The sequence below is a fragment of the Paracoccus sp. (in: a-proteobacteria) genome (assembly GCF_035556475.1).
In the GTDB taxonomy this organism is placed as follows: domain Bacteria; phylum Pseudomonadota; class Alphaproteobacteria; order Rhodobacterales; family Rhodobacteraceae; genus Paracoccus.
In genome coordinates this window covers 1-18,132 of the sequence record NZ_DATMFA010000045.1, presented here as the reverse complement: position 1 = coordinate 18,132, position 18,132 = coordinate 1, and the positions used below count along the sequence as shown (strand labels likewise).

At 67.4% G+C, this 18,132-nt stretch carries 23 protein-coding genes; 12 read left to right on the top strand and 11 right to left on the bottom strand.

Annotated features, from left to right (window positions below):
- Positions 1 to 27 precede the first annotated feature (27 nt).
- The 4 genes from VNQ78_RS05630 (at position 28) to VNQ78_RS05615 (ending at position 3,906) form a co-directional block, all read left to right on the top strand.
- The gene (locus VNQ78_RS05630) at positions 28 to 1,737 is read left to right on the top strand and encodes a bifunctional sulfate adenylyltransferase/adenylylsulfate kinase (RefSeq protein WP_325687466.1); all 1,710 of its coding nucleotides are present in this window, start codon (positions 28 to 30) and stop codon (positions 1,735 to 1,737) included.
- Between the two features lie 94 nt (positions 1,738 to 1,831).
- Positions 1,832 to 2,611 (top strand): hypothetical protein, encoded by a 780-nt coding sequence (locus VNQ78_RS05625; RefSeq protein WP_325687464.1) that lies wholly within the window; start codon positions 1,832 to 1,834, stop codon positions 2,609 to 2,611.
- Positions 2,599 to 3,414 carry a glycosyltransferase family 2 protein gene (locus tag VNQ78_RS05620; RefSeq protein WP_325687462.1) on the top strand — a complete coding sequence of 272 codons (816 nt, stop codon included), beginning with the start codon at positions 2,599 to 2,601 and terminating at the stop codon, positions 3,412 to 3,414. Before VNQ78_RS05625 ends, VNQ78_RS05620 begins: the two co-directional genes overlap by 13 nt.
- A 90-nt stretch (positions 3,415 to 3,504) precedes the next feature.
- Complete coding sequence (locus VNQ78_RS05615) at positions 3,505 to 3,906, top strand: hypothetical protein (RefSeq protein WP_325687460.1); 402 nt, start codon at positions 3,505 to 3,507, stop codon at positions 3,904 to 3,906.
- A gap of 74 nt (positions 3,907 to 3,980) precedes the next feature.
- On the opposite strand, the gene VNQ78_RS05610 is transcribed toward VNQ78_RS05615, so the two are convergent.
- Together VNQ78_RS05610 and VNQ78_RS05605 are read right to left on the bottom strand one after the other, a co-directional pair.
- Positions 3,981 to 4,208, bottom strand: coding sequence for a DUF1150 family protein (locus VNQ78_RS05610; protein ID WP_325687458.1), 228 nt, complete (start codon positions 4,206 to 4,208; stop codon positions 3,981 to 3,983).
- A gap of 13 nt (positions 4,209 to 4,221) precedes the next feature.
- Entirely contained in the window at positions 4,222 to 4,632 is a 411-nt protein-coding gene (locus tag VNQ78_RS05605) for an Hsp20 family protein (protein WP_325687456.1), read from the bottom strand.
- 183 nt (positions 4,633 to 4,815) lie between these two features.
- Between VNQ78_RS05605 and VNQ78_RS05600 the strand changes: the two genes are divergently transcribed.
- From VNQ78_RS05600 to VNQ78_RS05590, 3 genes are all read left to right on the top strand, one after another.
- Positions 4,816 to 5,034, top strand: coding sequence for a YdcH family protein (locus VNQ78_RS05600; RefSeq protein ID WP_325687453.1), 219 nt, complete (start codon positions 4,816 to 4,818; stop codon positions 5,032 to 5,034).
- Positions 5,035 to 5,120: 86 nt separating this feature from the next.
- Positions 5,121 to 5,582, top strand: coding sequence for a 5-(carboxyamino)imidazole ribonucleotide mutase (purE, locus tag VNQ78_RS05595; RefSeq protein ID WP_325687451.1), 462 nt, complete (start codon positions 5,121 to 5,123; stop codon positions 5,580 to 5,582).
- On the top strand, positions 5,575 to 6,618 hold the full coding sequence (locus VNQ78_RS05590) for a 5-(carboxyamino)imidazole ribonucleotide synthase (protein ID WP_325687449.1): 1,044 nt from the start codon (positions 5,575 to 5,577) through the stop codon (positions 6,616 to 6,618). The genes purE and VNQ78_RS05590 overlap by 8 nt, the downstream gene beginning before the upstream one ends.
- On the opposite strand, the gene cobD is transcribed toward VNQ78_RS05590, so the two are convergent.
- Positions 6,602 to 7,579 carry a threonine-phosphate decarboxylase CobD gene (gene cobD, locus VNQ78_RS05585; RefSeq protein WP_325687447.1) on the bottom strand — a complete coding sequence of 326 codons (978 nt, stop codon included), beginning with the start codon at positions 7,577 to 7,579 and terminating at the stop codon, positions 6,602 to 6,604. The genes VNQ78_RS05590 and cobD overlap by 17 nt on opposite strands.
- Before the next feature lie 195 nt (positions 7,580 to 7,774).
- Between cobD and VNQ78_RS05580 the strand changes: the two genes are divergently transcribed.
- Complete coding sequence (locus VNQ78_RS05580) at positions 7,775 to 8,278, top strand: YbjN domain-containing protein (RefSeq protein ID WP_325687445.1); 504 nt, start codon at positions 7,775 to 7,777, stop codon at positions 8,276 to 8,278.
- On the opposite strand, the gene VNQ78_RS05575 is transcribed toward VNQ78_RS05580, so the two are convergent.
- The 5 genes from VNQ78_RS05575 to lgt form a co-directional block, all read right to left on the bottom strand.
- The gene (locus VNQ78_RS05575; RefSeq protein ID WP_325687443.1) at positions 8,263 to 9,273 is read right to left on the bottom strand and encodes a hypothetical protein; all 1,011 of its coding nucleotides are present in this window, start codon (positions 9,271 to 9,273) and stop codon (positions 8,263 to 8,265) included. The two genes, VNQ78_RS05580 and VNQ78_RS05575, sit on opposite strands and share 16 nt — an antisense overlap.
- The gene (locus tag VNQ78_RS05570) at positions 9,270 to 10,025 is read right to left on the bottom strand and encodes a hypothetical protein (protein ID WP_325687441.1); all 756 of its coding nucleotides are present in this window, start codon (positions 10,023 to 10,025) and stop codon (positions 9,270 to 9,272) included. Before VNQ78_RS05570 ends, VNQ78_RS05575 begins: the two co-directional genes overlap by 4 nt.
- Positions 10,026 to 10,103: 78 nt before the next feature.
- Positions 10,104 to 10,868 (bottom strand): peptidoglycan editing factor PgeF, encoded by a 765-nt coding sequence (gene pgeF / locus VNQ78_RS05565; RefSeq protein ID WP_325687439.1) that lies wholly within the window; start codon positions 10,866 to 10,868, stop codon positions 10,104 to 10,106.
- A complete protein-coding gene (locus tag VNQ78_RS05560) occupies positions 10,852 to 11,910 on the bottom strand; it encodes a class I SAM-dependent methyltransferase (protein ID WP_325687437.1) in 1,059 nt (352 codons plus the stop codon). Before VNQ78_RS05560 ends, pgeF begins: the two co-directional genes overlap by 17 nt.
- Positions 11,907 to 12,797, bottom strand: a complete 891-nt coding sequence (lgt, locus tag VNQ78_RS05555; protein ID WP_325687435.1) for a prolipoprotein diacylglyceryl transferase — start codon at positions 12,795 to 12,797, stop codon at positions 11,907 to 11,909. The genes VNQ78_RS05560 and lgt overlap by 4 nt, the downstream gene beginning before the upstream one ends.
- 122 nt (positions 12,798 to 12,919) lie before the next feature.
- On the opposite strand from lgt, the gene VNQ78_RS05550 reads away from it, so the two are divergent.
- Complete coding sequence (locus tag VNQ78_RS05550) at positions 12,920 to 13,180, top strand: accessory factor UbiK family protein (protein ID WP_325687433.1); 261 nt, start codon at positions 12,920 to 12,922, stop codon at positions 13,178 to 13,180.
- Here VNQ78_RS05550 and VNQ78_RS05545 read toward each other — a convergent pair.
- Positions 13,165 to 13,470 carry a DUF6476 family protein gene (locus tag VNQ78_RS05545; RefSeq protein ID WP_325687431.1) on the bottom strand — a complete coding sequence of 102 codons (306 nt, stop codon included), beginning with the start codon at positions 13,468 to 13,470 and terminating at the stop codon, positions 13,165 to 13,167. The two genes, VNQ78_RS05550 and VNQ78_RS05545, sit on opposite strands and share 16 nt — an antisense overlap.
- On the opposite strand from VNQ78_RS05545, the gene VNQ78_RS05540 reads away from it, so the two are divergent.
- The 3 genes from VNQ78_RS05540 (at position 13,469) to VNQ78_RS05530 (ending at position 16,696) form a co-directional block, all read left to right on the top strand.
- Positions 13,469 to 14,497 carry an RluA family pseudouridine synthase gene (locus VNQ78_RS05540; RefSeq protein ID WP_325687429.1) on the top strand — a complete coding sequence of 343 codons (1,029 nt, stop codon included), beginning with the start codon at positions 13,469 to 13,471 and terminating at the stop codon, positions 14,495 to 14,497. The genes VNQ78_RS05545 and VNQ78_RS05540 overlap by 2 nt on opposite strands.
- A gap of 76 nt (positions 14,498 to 14,573) precedes the next feature.
- Positions 14,574 to 15,479, top strand: a complete 906-nt coding sequence (rpoH, locus tag VNQ78_RS05535; RefSeq protein ID WP_325687427.1) for an RNA polymerase sigma factor RpoH — start codon at positions 14,574 to 14,576, stop codon at positions 15,477 to 15,479.
- A gap of 200 nt (positions 15,480 to 15,679) precedes the next feature.
- Positions 15,680 to 16,696 carry a hypothetical protein gene (locus tag VNQ78_RS05530; protein ID WP_325687425.1) on the top strand — a complete coding sequence of 339 codons (1,017 nt, stop codon included), beginning with the start codon at positions 15,680 to 15,682 and terminating at the stop codon, positions 16,694 to 16,696.
- A gap of 125 nt (positions 16,697 to 16,821) precedes the next feature.
- Here the strand turns inward: VNQ78_RS05530 and VNQ78_RS05525 are convergent, their stop codons facing one another.
- Together VNQ78_RS05525 and upp are read right to left on the bottom strand one after the other, a co-directional pair.
- Positions 16,822 to 17,805 (bottom strand): SPOR domain-containing protein, encoded by a 984-nt coding sequence (locus tag VNQ78_RS05525; RefSeq protein ID WP_325687422.1) that lies wholly within the window; start codon positions 17,803 to 17,805, stop codon positions 16,822 to 16,824.
- 65 nt (positions 17,806 to 17,870) lie between these two features.
- Positions 17,871 to 18,132, bottom strand: a 262-nt coding sequence (gene upp, locus VNQ78_RS05520) for a uracil phosphoribosyltransferase (RefSeq protein WP_325687420.1), incomplete at its 5' end; no start/stop codon positions are given.

Sequence of the window (18,132 nt, the reverse complement as noted above, 5' to 3'; positions counted from 1 at the left end):
GCCCCAGATCAACTGTCGAGAGATCCGATGACCTTGCCGAACCTCGCTCCGATCCCCGAACTCTATGTCAGCGCCGAATCCGCGCAGAAGCTTAAGGCCGAGGCCGGCAATATGCTGTCCTGGGATCTGACCCCGCGCCAGATCTGCGACCTCGAACTGCTGATGAACGGCGGGTTCTATCCGCTGCGGGGCTTCCTGACCGAGGCCGATTACAACAGCGTGCTGGATGACATGCATCTGAGCTGGGGCGGTCTCTGGCCGATGCCGATCAACCTCGATGTCAGCCAGGACTTCGCCGACAAGGTCGAGCCGGGCCAGGACATCGCGCTGCGCGACCAGGAAGGCGTCATCCTCGCCATCCTTTCTGTCACCGACAAATGGAGCCCGGACAAGTCGCGCGAGGCCGAGAAGGTCTTTGGCGCCGATGATGTGGCGCATCCTTCGGTCAATTACCTGCACAATGTCGCGGGCCCGGTTTATCTGGGCGGCCCGGTCACCGGCATCCAGCAGCCGACCCATTACGATTTCCGGGGCCGCCGCGACACGCCGAATGAATTGCGGGCGCATTTCCGCAAGCTGGGCTGGCGGCGCATCGTCGCGTTCCAGACCCGCAATCCGCTGCACCGGGCGCATCAGGAACTGACCTTCCGCGCCGCGCGCGAGGCTCAGGCGAACCTGCTGATCCATCCGGTCGTCGGCATGACGAAGCCCGGCGATGTCGATCACTTCACCCGCGTCCGCTGCTACGAGGCGGTGCTGGACAAGTATCCCCATGCCACCACCCATCTGTCGCTTCTGAACCTCGCCATGCGCATGGGTGGCCCGCGCGAGGCGGTCTGGCACGGCATCATCCGCCGCAACCACGGCCTGACCCACATGATCGTCGGCCGCGACCATGCCGGCCCCGGCAAGAACAGCGAGGGCGGGAATTTCTACGGCCCCTATGACGCGCAGGAGCTGTTCCGCAAGCATCAGGCCGAAATCGGCATCGAGATGGTCGACTTCAAGCAGATGGTCTATGTGCAGGAACGCGCGCAATACGAACCGGCGGACGAGATCGAGGAGGGCGCGACCGTCCTCGACATCTCGGGCACCGAGTTGCGCCGCCGGTTGCGCGAGGGCCTTGAGATCCCCGAGTGGTTCTCGTTCCCCGAGGTCGTGACCCAGCTTCGCCGCACCTCGCCGCCGCGGAACAGGCAGGGCTTCACGGTCTTTCTCACCGGCCTTTCCGGCTCGGGCAAGTCGACCATCGCCAATGCGCTGATGGTCAAACTGATGGAGATGGGCGGCCGCCCGGTCACGCTGCTCGACGGCGACGTGGTCAGGAAGCATTTGTCGAGCGAGCTTGGCTTCTCGAAAGAGCACCGCGACATCAACATCAAGCGCATCGGCTATGTCGCCTCCGAGATCACCAAGAACGGCGGCATCGCGATCTGCGCACCGATCGCCCCCTATACCGCGACGCGGCGCGCGGTGCGCGAGATGATCGAGGCCTATGGCGCCTTCATCGAGATCCATGTCGCCACCTCGATCGAGGAATGCGAGCGCCGCGACCGCAAGGGTCTCTACAAGCTGGCCCGCGAAGGCAAGATCAAGGAGTTCACCGGCATCTCGGACCCCTATGAGGAACCCGCGAGCCCGGAACTGCGCATCCAGACCGAGGGCTATGACGTCGATTACGCCGCCCAGCAGGTGTTGCTGAAGCTTGAGCAGATGGGGCTGATCGGCCTCGAATGAGGCGCCTTGCAAAATGACGGGGGCCGCGCCAGCGTTGACCGGCGTGACCCCTTCGCCTATCCGGGGGCGCGATGCAGCAGCGCAGGAAAAGCAGATGACCGAGCCTGTCCTGATTCTGACGATGAAATGGGGCACGCTCTATGGCGCGGCCGATGTGAACCGGCTTTACCGGCAAGTGCGCCGCCACCTCGCCCGGCCGCATCGCTTCATCTGCTTCACCGACGATGCCGAGGGGATCGACGAGGGCGTCGAGGCGCTGCCGCTGCCGGAACTGGGCTTGCCCAAGGGTCATGGCGACACCCGCTGGCGCAAGCTGGCGCTGTTCCGCCACGACCTTGGCGGCTTTACCGGCATGACGGCGTTGTTTCTGGACCTCGACCTTGTGGTGGTCGATGACCTCTCGGCCTTTTTCGACCTGCCCGGCACGTTCTTCATCATCCGTGACGACGATCTGTTCCGACCCAAGCCCCTGCGCAAGATCAATCCCGAGCGTGACCGCTTCCTGAACTCGGTCGGGAACTCCTCGGTCTTTCGCTACGAGGTCGGGGCGCATTCCTATATCCTCGACGCCTATCTGGCCGACCCCGAGGCCGCGACCCGGGATTACGAGATCAGCCAGCAGTTCCAAAGCGCGCAACTGGCGCTGCACGGGCAACTGCATTACTGGCCGCAGGGTTGGTGCGTCAGCTTCAAGAACGATTGCGTGCCGCGCAATGTGCTGAGCTTTTTCGGTGACCCGCGCCTGCCCGAGGGCGCGAAGATCGTTCTTTTCGCCGGCGCGCCGAAGATGGAGGACGTCTTTGCCGGGCGGGGCCACACCTGGTATCGCCGGATCGGCAATATCGACTGGCTCAGGAAGGCATGGCAGGGATGATCGCCGACGCCTTCCGGCGCTGGAAGCAGGGCCGCCGGATTTCGCGCGCCGAGGCCGAGATCACGTCCCGCAAGGTCGATGCCCGCCCGCACGGGCTTGACGCACCTTTGATCGTCAGCCTGACCAGTTACCCGGCCCGCTTCGCCTCGCTTCCGCTTGTCCTGCAATCGCTGGCGAACCAGACCGTGCGGCCCGACCGGGTGATCCTGTGGCTGGACCGAAGGGACGCGGACGCGCTGCCACCTGAGGCCGCGGCGCCGGGGATCGAGGTGCGGACCTGTCCGAACTGGCGGTCCTACAAGAAGATCGTGCCCACCCTGATCGAGGCGCCGGATGCCTATGTGGTGACAGCCGATGATGATGTCTATTACGGTCCCGACTGGCTGGAGGCGCTGGTGCGCCATGCCGCTGCCGGGGTGGTCTGCCATCGCGCCCATCACATCACCCTGCAGGACGGAGGGCCGCGCCCCTATGGCGACTGGCAGCGCAATATCGGCCGCCCCGAAACCTCGCCCCTGATCTTTCCGACCGGGGTGGGCGGGGTGCTCTACGCGCCGGGCGTGTTCCATCCCGACGTGACCCGCGCCGATCTGTTCGAGACGCTTGCGCCTTCGGCCGATGATGTCTGGCTTTACTGGATGCACCGCCTTGCGGGGTCGCGCCCGGCCAAGATCGGCGGGCGTTTCCGCATCACCGAATGGCCGGGATCGCAGGCCCAGAACCTGCGCAGCGGCAATTTGTCCGGCGACGGCAATGACCGCGCGGTCCGCGCCATGGTCGAAAGATACGGCTTTCCGGGCTGAGGCCGGCAGGTATTCCCCGCCTTCGTTGACGGAACCGTGAGCTTGCGAAATCGTTCGCTGAACACGTGTCCGTTACTTCTGGGGAATATCATGCAGATCAAGCATATGACTGGAAATGTGCCGAACCGTCTCAGCAAGGGCCTGGGCATTGCCCTGCTTTCCTGCGCGCTGCTGGCAGCCTGCGAAAGCACGCAGGAGAAGGCCGTCAGCGATCCCGACCATCTGACCGTAACCGTCGCGGACGGCAAATTGATGGGGCAATATAATCCCGCCGGCTTCGATCAGGAGGTCGTCCGCCAATCGCTCGCCGCGAATTGCATCGGGGGCAAGGTCGCAACCTACGAGGAAGCGGTGGGTGTGGACGGGCTTGTCGCCTTCACCGCCACCTGCGTCGACGGTACCACCGAGGCGAGCGGCACCTTCACCTATCGCCGCCTCTCGACCGCGCCCGCAGCCACAGCGGCCGGCGAAGGCGGCTCCTCCGGCTACTGAGGCGGGGCATCAAACGCATTGCGCCGCCATCCTTCGCGGGAGGGCGGCGCCACAGATGCGATATCCGGCAGCGTTCAGTGGACGCTGACCGGGGTTAGTTCATTCTGCCGCGCCAGCATGAAGGCCATGCTGCGGTCGGCCACCAGCGCCAGACGTGCGCCATCGACGCCATGGACGGCGTAAAGCGCGTCGGCATCGGGCACCTGACGGCGCACATCCTCGGGCAGGGTGTCGATCTCGACCCGGCGGATATAGACCAGATTGCCCGAGGCTTCCGGTCCGAAGCTGAATTTCTCGTTCATTTGCGATCCCCTTTCATTTGCGGCTGATCGGTATGGTCTGCACGATGCTGTCGGGCACCGAACGGCTGAGGTCGATGTTCAGCAGGCCGTTTTCCAGTCCCGCCGCCACGACCTCGACCCCGTCGGCCAGGACGAAGCTGCGCTGGAACGCACGCGAGGCGATGCCCCGGTGCAGGAAGACGCGCCCCTCGTCCAGTTCGGTCTGTCGCCCGCGAATCACCAGTTGCCGGTCCTCGAGTGTGATCGCGAGATCGTCGTCCGAGAAACCCGCGACGGCCAGCGTGATACGAAACCCGTTCGGGCCCCGGTGTTCGATATTATAGGGCGGATAGCCCTCGGCGCCCTTGGCGGCGCGTTCGGCCAGACGCTCAAGCTGGTCGAACCCCAGCAGGAACGGATGAGCGGCCAGACTGATCTTGGTCATCTTCCCAAGCCCTTTGCATCAAAGCGACTGTCGGCCGGATCCCAGGATGGCGACCCGGCCTCGTCAATATGTGGGCGGGGTCGGCGCTCTGCAAGGGCGGGGTATTCGCGGCCCCCGCCAGCAAGGCCATTAACAGTGCGTATTCGGTGGGTTATAAACGGAACAGAAAAACCGAGGCCCCAGATGAACGCCCTGCATGAAATGTCCCATGAAGAGATCGCCCGCACCCGGCTCGAGGTGCTGCGGCGCGAGCACCGGGACCTTGATGCGGCGATCGACGCCCTGTCCAGCCAAAGCCTGATCCACTCGCTGACCCTCCAGCGGCTGAAAAAGCAGAAGCTGGCGCTGAAGGACCGCATCGCGCGGCTCGAGGATGAGTTGACCCCCGATATCATCGCGTAAGATTGCATCGCTGCCCGGCCCGCGCTAGGGCGGGGGCAACGATGCGAACATGGGGTCTGGTCTTGGAAAAACCCGTCGGAATCATCATGGGCAGCCAGTCAGACTGGCCGACCATGCGCGAGGCAGCCGCCATTCTGGACGAGCTGGGGATCCCCTATGAGGCGAAGATCGTCAGCGCCCATCGCACGCCGGACCGGCTGTGGGACTATGGCAAGACCGCCGTTTCGCGCGGGCTGAAGGTCATCATCGCCGGGGCTGGCGGCGCGGCGCATCTGCCGGGCATGATGGCCTCCAAGACGCGGGTGCCGGTGGTTGGCGTGCCGGTCCAGACCAAGGCCCTCTCCGGGGTCGATTCGCTTTATTCGATCCTCCAGATGCCCAAGGGCTATCCGGTGGCGACCATGGCGATCGGCGCGGCAGGTGCGGCCAATGCCGGGCTGATGGCGGCGGGGATCCTTGCGGTTTCCGACCCCGCGCTGGCCGAAAGGCTGGATGCCTGGCGGCAGGCCCTCTCCGATTCCATCCCCGAGGAGCCGAAGGATGACTGAGCTGAAACCGGGCGCGACCATCGGTATCCTTGGCGGCGGGCAACTGGGGCGCATGCTCTCGGTCGCGGCGAGCCGTCTGGGCTATCGCACCCATATCTATGAGCCGGGCGCGGCCCCGGCGGGCGATGTCGCCCATAGCGTGACGAACGCCCCTTATGAGGACGAGGCGGCGCTGCGCGCCTTTGCCGGCGCGGTCGATGTCATCACCTATGAGTTCGAGAACGTGCCGACCGCAGCGCTGGACCTGCTGGAATCGATCCGGCCGATCCGCCCGAACCGCCGCGCACTGGCCGTATCGCAGGACCGCCTGACCGAGAAGGATTTCCTCAGCGGCATCGGCCTTCGCACCGCCCCCTATCGCAATGTCGAGACCGAGGCAGACCTGCCCGCCGCGCTGGCCGAACTGGGCGCGCCCTCCATCCTCAAGACCCGGCGCATGGGCTATGACGGCAAGGGCCAGATCCGCTTTCGCGACAGCGAAAGCCGGGAATGGACCGGCGCGCCCTCGGTGCTGGAGGGGTTCGTAGATTTCTCGGCCGAGATCAGCGTGATCGTCGCGCGCGGCGCGGATGGAGAGGTTGCGGCCTTCGATCCCGGCCTGAACGTCCATCGCGAGGGCATCCTGCGCACCACCACCGTGCCCTGCGGATTGCCGCAATCGCTGCTGACCGATGCCGTGCTGATGGCGGCGCGGATTGTCAACGCCCTCGATTATGTCGGTGTCATGGGGGTCGAGCTTTTCGTCACCCGCGAGGGGCTGATCGTCAACGAAATCGCGCCGCGCGTCCACAACTCCGGCCACTGGACGCAGGCGGGTTGCGCCGTCGACCAGTTCGAGCAGCATATCCGCGCGGTTGCGGGCCTGCCCTTGGGCGATGGCCAGCGTTATGCCGATGTCGAGATGGAGAACCTGATCGGCGACGACATGGACCGGGTGCCCGAATTGCTGCGCCGCCCGCGCATGCAGGTCCATCTTTACGGCAAGGGCGAGGCGCGCCCCGGCCGCAAGATGGGTCACGTCAACCGGGTTCTTTGAGCGCCTTCGCGAGGCGGTCGAACTCGGCCCGGTCCGCCGGGATGCCAAGGCGGATCCAGCGCGGATGCCAGGGAAAGATCCGGCTCCAGATCGCGGCGCGGGCCAGACGGTTCTGCGCCGCTTGCGCATCCGGCGTCTCGTAAAGCCGGAAAAGATGCGTGCCCCCGACCAAGGGCCAGCCCGCCCCCGTGACGATCTGGTCCAGATGCAGGCTCGCCTCGGCCAGCCATGTCACCGTCGCGGCGGACCAGTCGGCATCGGCAAGCGCCGCCGTCCCGATCTCGATCGCGGGGCCGGAGACGGACCATGGCCCGGCGCGCTCGGCCATACCCGCAAGCAGATCCGGCGCGCCGATCGCGAAGCCCAGCCGCAGCCCGGCGAGGCCCCAGAACTTGCCGAAGCTGCGCAGCACCGTGACATTTCCGGGCCGCGCCGCCGCGACCGAGAGGTCGGGCCGGGCATCGGCAAAGCTTTCATCGACGACCAGATGCCCGACCCGCGCCGCGATACGGGCAATCTCGGCGGGCGAAAGGCAGCGCCCGTCGGGATTGTTCGGATTGACGATGACCGCAAGGTCACCCGCAAGCGAATCGGGGTTGGGAACCGCCTCGACCTGCCATCCGGCCGCGGTGAGGCTTGCCGCATGTTCGTTATAGGTGGGCGAGAGCACCGAGGCGCGGTTTCCCGGCAGCAGGCGGGGCAAAAGCTGGATCGCGGCCGAGGCCCCGGCAATGGGCAGGAGCTCGCCCTCTGCCGCGCCATAGCGGGTTGCGGCCGCGCGGATCAGCCCGATCTCGTCCGCCCGCAGGGGCAAATCCTGCAAGGCATGGGCGGAAAGCGGCTTTGCGGGATAGGGCCGGCGGTTGATCCCGGTCGAAAGGTCGATCCACGCCGCACCGCCGAAATCCGATGCCGCCCGGTCCATGTCCCCGCCGTGATCCCTGCTTTCCCAGCCAGTCATACCTGGTTCCCCTTGTGTCCCTGTCGCCGGATGCAGATGCAGCAAAACCGGAGGCGGTAACATTATTTTCTCTTTACACCCTGATGGAACAGTCACACGATATCTTGTAGGCACATTCGGGAAACTACGCCGGGTGTAGTCAAGGCCCACCAGAGTTGGGGTGGGCTGGCCCTACTCTGGAAAGGCAGGGGGAACATGACGCAGCTAGGTGACTTCATCCATAGTGACGAAATCCATCCCATCGACATTGTCGAGACGGTTGCTGCCCATCACGAATGGGATTTCGACCGTCTTGCCGAAGATCAGATCGCCATGGCGGTCGAGGGGCAGTGGCGCAGCTATTCCATAACGCTCGCCTGGTCCCCGCGCGAGGAAGTCCTGCGACTGATCTGCACCTTTGACATGGACCCGCCGGCCGAGCGGTTGCCCGCCCTCTACGAGGTGCTGAACCTCGCCAATGACGAGGTCTGGGACGGCGGCTTCACCTTCTGGGCGAAACAAAAGCTGATGGTCTGGCGCTACGGGCTGGTCCTCTCGGGCGAGGCGATCGCCAGCCCCGAGCAGATCGACCAGATGATCCGCAATGCGATCGAATCGGCCGAGCGGTTCTATCCCTGCTTCCAGCTTGCCTGCTGGGGCGACGCGACGCCCGCGACGGCGATTAACATCGCCATGGCCGAGGCCTACGGCCGCGCCTGATCCCTGAACGACCCCGCGACGCCAGAGGCTTCGCGGGGCTGCCCGGGCGCGGGTGGACGAGATACCCGTGCCATCAAGCCGGCGTTCAGCGCGGCCAGAAATTCGGCCCGGACCGCCTCGCGATTCTCGTCGATCATGGCGCGCAATTCGGCTTCGAACTCCTCGCGGTTGAAATATTCGTCGAGATTGACAATCGCGGCATCGGTTCCGAACCAGATCACCGCGGCAGCCCCCGCGCCGCAGATGATACTGGCGATCGGGCCGCCCGGCGCGCAGATCGCCGCACCGCCCGCCGCGCCGCCACCGATCCCCGTCGCCTTGACCGCGCCTTTCGCCGCGGCCTTTCCGGCGATCTTGGTGGCAAGCTTCTTGGCCATCAGCGCCGAGGCCGCCTTGATCGCGGGCGGCGCTGCGAGCGTCATCGCGGCCGCGACCGGCGCGGTCACACGGACCCGGGCAATCGCATCGTCCTCGATCCCTCGCGTCACCTCGCCAAGCACGGCGGGCCGTTCCAGAGCTGCAAGCTCGGCCCCGATCTGCCGGTCGAGGGTCTGGCTGAAGATGTCGAGAAACCCCTGGTCGAGATCGGCGGCGACGCCTTCCAGCCGGTGGGCGAGACCGGGGAAAAGCCGCCCCTCCATCGCCTCGCCCATCCGGCCGAGCGCCGCCGCGCCAAGCTCGCTATATTCTCCAAGAAGGCTGTAGTGGAAATCCGCATAGGCCGGGATCCCGGCATAGACCGGCGCATAGGCCGAGGCGAGAAGATCGTCGAGCCGCGCGGCCTGACTGCGATAGGCAGCCTCTCCCGCCTCGCGGATCATCTGGCCCAGCCGGGTCTCGGGGATCTCATGCAGGCTGGGCGCGGGTGGCGGCAGGATGCGAGCCAGAACCGGATGGTCGCGCAGCAGCGCCACGGCCGAAAGCCCGATCACCAGCGCCGCCATCATCAGGATCGCACCCCAGAAGCTGCGGATGAACAGGCGGTCGCGCCTCATGCCCGTGCCCCGGTGATGCTGCGCGTGAACTCCAGCACGGCGACGGATGACCGGGCCGCAACGAAGGAGACGAGCGCGGCGTCAATGCTGAAGACCAGCCCGACCCAGACCGTCTGGCGATATTGCGCGGCAAGCCACAGCTTCACGGTGTCGAGGGCCGCGAACAGCCCCATGACCTCGGCGGGCCAGCCGTCTCTGGCCGGTCGCGCGGCCAGAGCGGCGGAGACCGCATCGGCAAGGCTGGCCGAGGTGATCTCATTCGGGATCGGGATCACGGCCCAGTTGATCCAGACAAGCGGCACCAGCCCCGCCAGCGCAGCGACCACGCTGCCGATCCGCTGCCCGGCGAGCCGGGCATAGGGATCCGTCAGCGTCGTCGAAAGGAGCCGCGTCATGAGGGTCGAGAGGATACCCGCCATCAGCCCGACCGCCGCGACGGCCATGATCACCGGCGCCTGCCCCCCGAGGGCGAGCCAGCCGAGGACCGGCAGCGCCACCAGCAGGCCCAGCGTCGCATTGAGCCCGGCCCCGAAGCGTCCGGTCAGCCAGCGGCCCAGCCGCGCGCCGGGCAGGATGGCGACGGCAAGCTCGGCCCGCCTGCGGTCACGCAGCGGAAGGTAGATGCCCCACCAGATCGCGATCCCAAGCGGCAGCAGCGCCAGCGCGGCCCAGCCGGTCAGCGGCAGGGCGAGCCGCCACAGCGCCAGCGGCACCGCCATCGCGACGAAGCCCCGCAGGATCCCCGTCGCCATGCACATCAGGCGGCCGGGCGGCTTCCGTCGCGCGTCACCGGCAGCAGGGGGCAAGGGCCTTGCATCCGCCCCCGCGCCTCACAGCCGGATGACCGAGATCAGCCGCCCGTAATCCACTTCGTTCTGATGGGTGCTGCGGCGATAGGAATAGAAGCGGTCGGGGTCGCTATAGGTGCAATGCCCGGTCCATTCCGCCTCGACCCCGGCCTCGCGCAGCCGCATCAGGCCAAAGCCGGGCAGATCGAACATCGGCCGGCCGTTCGGCCCCCCGGCGAAAAAGCGATGATGGCCGGAATCCTCGGCCAGAACCTCCTCCATGAAGTCCTCGCCGACCTCATAGGCACGCTGGCTGATGCAGGGGCCGATCACCGCGCGGATCCGCGTCGCGCCCAGATCGGCCATGGCGCCGACCGCCGCTTCCAGCACACCGACCAGCGCCCCGCGCCAGCCGGCATGGACCGCGCCGATGATCCCCGCCTCGGGATCGGCCAGCAGGACCGGCTGGCAATCGGCGGTCAGCACCGCCAGCGCGACGCCCGGTTGGTTCGTGACGATGCCGTCGGCGCGGACCTTTGCAAGATCGGCGGGCTCGTCGCCGGCGCGAAGGATCGCGATTTCGGCCGAATGGATCTGGTTGACGGTGGCAAGGCGGTTCGGGGGAAGGCCCATCGCCTCGGCGACCCGGCTGCGGTTGATCGCGACGATCTCGGCCTGATCGCTGGAGCCGAAGCCGCAATTCAGCCCCGAGAAAAGGCCCGAGGACGCGCCCCCGCGGCGGGTGAAGAAACCGTGCCGGATTGGTTCGAGCAGCGGATGGGTCAGGATCTCAAGCGTGGTCTGCATGGGGCTCCAAGGGGTTGAAACCGGGCGGCGGCACGGCGGCCGGCGACCAGATCGCGAGCGTCTTGAATAGCTGGCCCATTTCCTCGGGCGCGGTCAAGCGATGAAGCGCAGCCGCCGCACCCGCATCCCCCGCCGCCTGCAACCGGGCGGCCCGCGCCCTGATGCCAAGCTGAAGGAGCCATTCGCCCTGCGTGACCATGTGCGAGACGCTGGCCCCCGCCGCATGCGCGGCCAATGCCAGCGGCCGGAAATCGACATGCGCGGTCAGATCGGCCTCGCCGGGGTTCAGCAACGGATCCTCGGGCCGGTGCGCGCGCAAGGCCTGGAACGTGTCGCCCTGCCCGTCCCAATTGCCATAGTCGATCAGGATCGCCGCCCCGCCCGCCTTGGCGATGCGGCTTGCGATCTCGGCCATGATCGGTCCGGCGGCCGGGCAGGTCTCGCGGATCTGGCCCTGCGGTGCCGCTGGCCCCGGCTGCGGCGCGGCGAGGCCGAGGGTCAGCCGCCCGTCGGGGTCGAGGGCGACGATCCGCTCGGCCCAGCCCTCAGGCATGCGCTGGAACTGCCGGATCGGTAGCGCGTCGAAGAACTCGTTCGCGACAAGGAACAAAGGCCCGCGCGGCAGCTCTGCCACCGTATCGAGATGGCGGACCTTGCCCAGCCTGCCGCGCTGCACCTCGCGCAGATGGGGCGAGGCCTCGACCAGCACGACCTCGGCCGCCTCGGCCATGCCGGGGGCGGCGCGGATCGCGCGCAGGATGTCGGCCATCAGGGTGCCACGCCCCGGCCCGATCTCGGCCAGGGTAAAGGGCGCGGGGCGGCCCTGATCGAGCCAGGCCTGCGCCAGCGCAAGGCCGACCATCTCGCCGAACATCTGGCTGATCTCGGGCGCGGTGGTGAAATCACCGGCCGCGCCAAAGGGATCGCGGGTCGCGTAATAGCCGTGTTCGGGATGCAGCAGACAAAGCTGCATGTATTCGTCAAGCCGCAATGGCCCCGACAAGCGGATGCGCGAGGCGATCAGCCGCCCCAGCGGGGTCATGGAACAGCCTGCGCCACCGGCGGGCGGCTGCGGGCGCGGATGACGAAGGCCAGTCCGACAAGGACCATCGGCAGCGACAGCAGCTGGCCCATGCTGAGCCCCCAGACCGCGCCGCCGAGGACATGGCCTAGCGGATTGTCGGGCGTGATGAACTGCGCATCAGCCTGACGGAAGAACTCGACCACGAAGCGCGAGAGGCCATAGCCCATGACGAAGACGCCCAGCGCGAGGCCCGGCCGCCTGAGGCCACCGCGGCGGACCAGCGCGAAGAGGACCACGGCCAGCAAGATGCCTTCCAGCGCGGCCTCGTAAAGCTGGCTCGGGTGGCGGGCGCACAGCCCGACAACGCCGGGACAGGTCTGCGCGGCGTCGCCCGGAAAGATCACGCCCCAGGGCAGGTCGGTCGGACGACCCCAAAGCTCGGCATTGATGAAATTCGCAAGCCGCCCCAGCCCCAGCCCGATCGGGGCGGCAACCCCCATTGCATCGGCCAGCCGCAGCGGCGGGATGCCGTGGCGCCGGCAATAGATCCACGAGACCAGCACGACCCCCAGGAACCCGCCGTGAAAGGACATGCCACCGTTCCAGAGCTGCAGGATCTGCCCCGGATTGGCGAGGTAATAGCCCGGCTCGTAGAACAAGACGAACCCAAGCCGCCCGCCCAGCACCACGCCGAGGACAACCCAGGTCAGCAATTCCTCGACCTTCTCGGGCGGCATCGGCGCGCGGTCGCCCCAGAGCGCCGGGCGGCGCATCAGCCCGACGATGATGCGCCAGCCAACGAGCAGGCCGACCAGATAGGCCAGCGCATACCAGCGCAGCGAGAGCGAGAGCCCGAACAGGTGGATGGTAAAAATCTCGGGCGAAATCTGGGGAAAGGGGATCATGGGCTCCTCATCAGCCGGGGGCAGGCTAGTCGCCCGGGCGGGTGTGTCAACATGCGGCCCCCGATTGAACCGCGGCCCTGTCGGGGCCATATAGGCGGCAACCGGAAATCGAAAGGCCCGCCATGACCGCGAACAACCGTTTATTCGACGATCTCTCGAAATTGATGACCAATGCCATGGGTGTGGCCCAGGGCGCCAAGGACGAGGCGCAGACCGCCTTCAACAGCTGGATCGACCGCTGGCTGGCCGAACGCGACTTCGTCACCCGCGAGGAATTCGAGGCCGTGCGTGAAATGGCGATCAAGGCGCGGGCCGAGAATGCCGAACTGCGCGCGCGCCTCGACGCGCTGGAGGGCAAGGCCCCGGTTCAGGGCGAGGCCTGATCCCTCAGCCTGCCCTGCTGGTCATAAAGCAGGATCTCGCCCGCTTCCGTCACCACCACGATCCAGTCGCGGGCAAAGGTGACGGCGGCGGGAACCGCCCCTTCGGGCAGCGCGATCTGGTCGGGCAGCACGGGCAGCGGCGCCTGAGACAGCCTGAGCCACAGCAATGCCACGATCGCAAGCACCCCGATCCCCATCACTGCGGCCAGAGAGGTCACGAGGATACGCAGCCAGCGCAACATCGGCAGCGCTTCCTCGGCCCCCGGTTCCGCCCTATCATTCCGTCCCATGCCAGAAATCCTGATCCACGTCCCCGAGGGACTGTCTGACCGGCTTGATAAAGCCCTTGCCAGCCTCGCGCCAGAGGAGGCGGCGCTGTCGCGCTCGCGCCTCGCTAAGCTGATCGCCGAGGAGGCCGTGACCGGCCCCACGGGTCCGGTGACGGATGGCAAGGCGCGCGCCCTGCCCGGCATCTACCGCATCGAGATCGGCGAGCCCGAGCCGCTGGAGGCGCTGCCCGAAGCGATTCCCCTCTCGATCGCCTATGAGGATGACGAGTTGATCGTCGTCGACAAGCCTGCGGGCATGGTCGTCCATCCCGCGCCGGGCGCGCCAAACGGCACACTGGTCAATGCGCTCCTCGCGCATTGCGCGGACAGCCTCTCGGGTATCGGAGGCGCGGCGCGGCCGGGGATCGTCCACCGGATCGACAAGGAGACCTCGGGCCTTCTGGTCGTCGCGAAAACGGATCGCGCGCATCAGGGGCTGGCGCGGCAATTCGCGGATCACTCGGCGCATCGCCGCTATCTCGCCATCGCGCATGGCACGCTCGATGCGGCCGATCCGCGGCTGCGCGGCCTCAGGGGACTGGCATTCGAGCCGGGGGGCGTCCTGCGCATCACCACGCTTCTGGGCCGCCATTCTTCGGACAGGCAGCGGCAGGCGGTCAGCTTTGACCGTGGCCGCCATGCGGTCACGCGGGCGCGGCTTCTGGAAAGCTTTGGCCACCCGCCCGCCGCGATGCTGGTCGAATGCCGGCTGGAAACCGGCCGGACTCATCAAATCCGCGTGCATATGGCCCATGCCGGGCTGGGTCTGGTCGGCGACCCGGTCTATGGTGGCGCGCGCAAGCCCTCGGCCAAGGCGCTGGGAGCGGAGGCCGCAGCGGCGATCGCCGCCTTCCCGCGCCAGGCGCTCCACGCCGCCGAGCTGGGTTTCGAGCATCCGGTCAGCGGCGAGTGGCTCAGCTTCGAAAGCCCGCTGCCGGAGGACATGGCCCTGCTTTTGCAGGGTTTGCGCGGCCCCCGGGCGGAATGAGCTTCCCTCGCGGAACCGGGGAGGCCATGATCGAGTTTTCAGATACCGCGCAAAAGCGCGGAGCAGGGATTTCAAGATGGCCAGTTACGAGAATCTTCCGGCGCCGAGCCCCGAACAGGGGCTGAACCGCTATTTGCAGGAGATCCGCAAGTTTCCCCTGCTGGAGCCCGAGGAGGAATACATGCTGGCCAAGGCCTGGGTCGATCACGAGGATCCCGAGGCCGCGAAAAGGCTGGTGACCAGCCACCTGCGCCTCGCCGCCAAGATCGCGATGGGCTATCGCGGCTATGGCCTGCCGCAGGCCGAGGTGATCTCGGAGGCGAATGTCGGGCTGATGCAGGCGGTGAAACGCTTCGACCCGGAAAAAGGCTTCCGCCTCGCGACCTATGCGATGTGGTGGATCCGCGCCTCGATCCAGGAATATATCCTGCGCTCGTGGTCCTTGGTGAAGATGGGCACGACCAGCGCGCAGAAGAAGCTGTTCTTCAACCTGCGCAAGGCCAAGGCCAAGCTGGGCGCGCTGGAGGAAGGCGACCTGCGCCCCGAGAACGTGGCCCAGATCGCGCATGACCTGAACGTCTCGCAGCAGGAAGTCATCGACATGAACCGCCGCCTGTCGGGGGGCGACGCCTCGCTGAACGCGCAGGTCGGCAGCAGCGACGGCGATTCCACCGCGCAATGGCAGGACTGGCTGGAGGATGACACCGCCAATCAGGCCGAGGCCTTCGCCGAGGCTGACGAGCTTTCGACCCGGCGCGAAATGCTGATCGCGGCGATGGACGTCCTGAACGACCGCGAGAAGGACATCCTGATGGAGCGTCGGCTGCGCGACAATCCGATGACGCTCGAGGATCTCTCGACCCGTTATGATGTCTCGCGCGAGCGGATCCGCCAGATCGAGGTCAGGGCCTTCGAGAAGCTGCAGAACCGCATCCGCGAACTGGCCCGCGCGCGTGGCATCACCGTGCCCGACAAGATCTGAGGCGGAAATCCGCGGTTGAAAGGGTCTTTCCCGAGCCGAACCGGGCGAAACTGGCGCGCGTCACGCGTGGCGGCGACGGATTGCCCCTTTCCCGTGGCGGCCAGCCAGCTAAAACGCGGGCGAGCGCTGCGGCTGTCGGTTGACCGACAGCCACGCAGGCATATGCTCAGATCCGTGCAGCGGGGGTCCGTGGCGCAAGCATGACGGCGCTAAACCAATATCAGCGGCTCGAGGCCGCAGGGACCTGGCGTGAAAAGCCCGGCGCCACGCCACGCGAAATCGTCGTTTCGCTCGGCGATGCCACATTGGTGCTGACCGACCTGAAAACCGATGTGCCGCTGTCGCATTGGTCGCTTCCCGCCGTCATGCGCCTCAATCCGGGCGAGAGTCCTGCCCGCTATGCGCCCGGCCCGGATGATGCCGAGATGATCGAGCTGGACGATCCGCTGATGATCTCGGCGATCGAAAAGGTGCATCACGTCATCGCGGCGAACCGCCCGCCGGCGGGACGACTGCGCGGCTGGATGCTGCTGCTTGCCGCCATCGCGATGGTGGTGGCCGGGGCGTTCTGGGTGCCGCCCGCGCTTTTGCGTCACGCCGCCGACATCGCCCCGCCCGCCCAACGGGCCGAGATCGGGCGGATGATTCTGTCCGATATCGAGAAATCCGTCGGCGGCGCCTGCTCGCGCCCGGCGGGCGACATGGTGCGCCACCGCCTTGCCGCGCGCCTGATCGGGCCGGAGGCGGATATTGCCGTCCTGCCCGCGGCGCTGCGCGGGGCACGGCGGCTGCCCGGCCCCATCACCATCATCGGCGAGGATCTGATCGCGGGCCAGCCCACGCCCGAGATCGCCGCGGGCCATGTCCTTGCCGCGCAGGCCGCCGCCGCGGCGAGCGATCCGTTGCTCGAAGCCCTGCGCTATGCCGGGCCGCGCGCCACCTTCCATCTGCTGACCAAGGGCACGCTGCCGGCAGGCGCGCTTACCGGCTATGGCGAGCGGCTGCTCGCCACCCCGCCACCCCGCGCCGAGGACGAGGCCGTCCTTGGCTATTTCGCGCGGGCCGGCGTATCGAGCGAGCCCTATGCCCGCTCGCTCGACCCCACGGGCGAGGCGGTGCTGGGCCTGATCGAGGCCGATCCCTTCCGCACCTCGCAGCCGAAGCCGGTCCTGAGCGATCGCGACTGGGTGGCGCTCGAGGAAATCTGCGACCAGTAGTGGGGCGCGGCACCCGGCGGCGCATGACGTCCCGAAGATCCTGCGCCCGCTCATCGCAGCACGGCTGAGGCTCTGCGAACCAGAGCGGTCGGGTCGCGGCATCCGGTGGCGCCCCCCACATCCGCTCATCGCGGCACGGCCGCAGCGAAACCGTTCCGGCGCAGGCGGTCGAGGGCGCGCACGATCGCCTCGCGCGTGTCGAAGGGGCCGGCGAGCAGGGTGGACTGCGTGACAGGCCCGCCCTTCTGGCGCTGGACGGAATAGCCCAGCCCGGCAACCCGCCGGACCACCGCTGCGACCGCCTCGCCCGCCGGAAATGTCCCGATCCGCACATAGCGCGCCGATGGGGGGATCATGTCCGCCTCCACGATCGGACCGCCGCGCTGCCTTGCCGCCCCCTTTGTTCCGCTATTGTCGCGGCTGACCGCCGCCACCGCCGCCGGGACAGTTCTACGCTGAGAAACGGCAACCTGCCCCGCACCGCCCGCCACCTCGACCGGGCGGGCAAAGGCCAATCGCGAGAGGCTCGCGCCCGGCGCGGCCCCGCAATAGCCCGAGGTCGGGTCATTGCCCGCGCCCGATCCGGGGGTCGCGTCATAGCCGAGAAGCCGGCAGAGCCGCCGATTGGGCTGGATTTCACGCGCCATCGCCTCGCGCAGTTCGGGCGCGACGCGGAGCGAGGCCTTGAGCGCGTCGAGCGGCTCGCCCCCCATCGGCTCCGGCCCCATATCGGGCAGAATCTCGGGCGCGATGGGGTCGCTGGTCAGTTCGCCCGGGCGCAGATTGGGGATGATGGCGGTCGCGAGCGCCGCCTCCATCCGCTCGGCACGGCTTTTCCCGGCATCGGGGTCAAGAGCGCGCAGGCGGCTTTTCCCGCCAAGTCCCCGGATCGTCGCCGAGGGGGGATAGCCGCAGATCGGGGCACCGTCGCGCGCGACCCTCGCCTCCCACCGGCCGGAATCGCTGCGCAGAAAGACGCAGCCCCGGCTGTCGATATATTGCCGCGCGGTGAAATCGGCCGGCGGCTCCTCGGCCGGGCGCAGGTCACGCCCGGATGCGGCGAAGGGCAGAATCGCCGCGATCAACGCCCAATAGAGGATTCGTCCCATCTTCAGCCCCTGATCCCTTTCCGGGGTGATAGGGTCAAAGGGCTGAAGCTTCGGTTAACGCGGCCCTATTTCGTGCCGAACATCCGGTCGCCAGCATCGCCCAGCCCCGGCACGATATAGCCATGGTCGTCCAGCCGCTCGTCCAGCGAGGCGGTCACGATAGGAACGTCGGGATGGGCCTCCCGCATCCGCTTGACGCCTTCGGGGGCGGCCAGCAGGCAGAGGAAGCGGATATTGCGGGCGCCGCGCTGCTTCAGCATCTCGACCGCCGCGACCGAGGAATTGCCGGTGGCCAGCATCGGATCGACCACGATGGTCATGCGCGCG

Coding starts and splice junctions, on each gene's coding strand:
- VNQ78_RS05630 (WP_325687466.1), top strand. CDS start 28: ATGACCTTGCCGAACCTCGCTCCGATCCCCGAACTCTATGTCAGCGCC.
- VNQ78_RS05625 (WP_325687464.1), top strand. CDS start 1,832: ATGACCGAGCCTGTCCTGATTCTGACGATGAAATGGGGCACGCTCTAT.
- VNQ78_RS05620 (WP_325687462.1), top strand. CDS start 2,599: ATGGCAGGGATGATCGCCGACGCCTTCCGGCGCTGGAAGCAGGGCCGC.
- VNQ78_RS05615 (WP_325687460.1), top strand. CDS start 3,505: ATGCAGATCAAGCATATGACTGGAAATGTGCCGAACCGTCTCAGCAAG.
- VNQ78_RS05610 (WP_325687458.1), bottom strand. CDS start 4,208: ATGAACGAGAAATTCAGCTTCGGACCGGAAGCCTCGGGCAATCTGGTC.
- VNQ78_RS05605 (WP_325687456.1), bottom strand. CDS start 4,632: ATGACCAAGATCAGTCTGGCCGCTCATCCGTTCCTGCTGGGGTTCGAC.
- VNQ78_RS05600 (WP_325687453.1), top strand. CDS start 4,816: ATGAACGCCCTGCATGAAATGTCCCATGAAGAGATCGCCCGCACCCGG.
- purE (WP_325687451.1), top strand. CDS start 5,121: ATGGGCAGCCAGTCAGACTGGCCGACCATGCGCGAGGCAGCCGCCATT.
- VNQ78_RS05590 (WP_325687449.1), top strand. CDS start 5,575: ATGACTGAGCTGAAACCGGGCGCGACCATCGGTATCCTTGGCGGCGGG.
- cobD (WP_325687447.1), bottom strand. CDS start 7,579: ATGACTGGCTGGGAAAGCAGGGATCACGGCGGGGACATGGACCGGGCG.
- VNQ78_RS05580 (WP_325687445.1), top strand. CDS start 7,775: ATGACGCAGCTAGGTGACTTCATCCATAGTGACGAAATCCATCCCATC.
- VNQ78_RS05575 (WP_325687443.1), bottom strand. CDS start 9,273: ATGAGGCGCGACCGCCTGTTCATCCGCAGCTTCTGGGGTGCGATCCTG.
- VNQ78_RS05570 (WP_325687441.1), bottom strand. CDS start 10,025: ATGGCGACGGGGATCCTGCGGGGCTTCGTCGCGATGGCGGTGCCGCTG.
- pgeF (WP_325687439.1), bottom strand. CDS start 10,868: ATGCAGACCACGCTTGAGATCCTGACCCATCCGCTGCTCGAACCAATC.
- VNQ78_RS05560 (WP_325687437.1), bottom strand. CDS start 11,910: ATGACCCCGCTGGGGCGGCTGATCGCCTCGCGCATCCGCTTGTCGGGG.
- lgt (WP_325687435.1), bottom strand. CDS start 12,797: ATGATCCCCTTTCCCCAGATTTCGCCCGAGATTTTTACCATCCACCTG.
- VNQ78_RS05550 (WP_325687433.1), top strand. CDS start 12,920: ATGACCGCGAACAACCGTTTATTCGACGATCTCTCGAAATTGATGACC.
- VNQ78_RS05540 (WP_325687429.1), top strand. CDS start 13,469: ATGCCAGAAATCCTGATCCACGTCCCCGAGGGACTGTCTGACCGGCTT.
- VNQ78_RS05545 (WP_325687431.1), bottom strand. CDS start 13,470: ATGGGACGGAATGATAGGGCGGAACCGGGGGCCGAGGAAGCGCTGCCG.
- rpoH (WP_325687427.1), top strand. CDS start 14,574: ATGGCCAGTTACGAGAATCTTCCGGCGCCGAGCCCCGAACAGGGGCTG.
- VNQ78_RS05530 (WP_325687425.1), top strand. CDS start 15,680: ATGACGGCGCTAAACCAATATCAGCGGCTCGAGGCCGCAGGGACCTGG.
- VNQ78_RS05525 (WP_325687422.1), bottom strand. CDS start 17,805: ATGGGACGAATCCTCTATTGGGCGTTGATCGCGGCGATTCTGCCCTTC.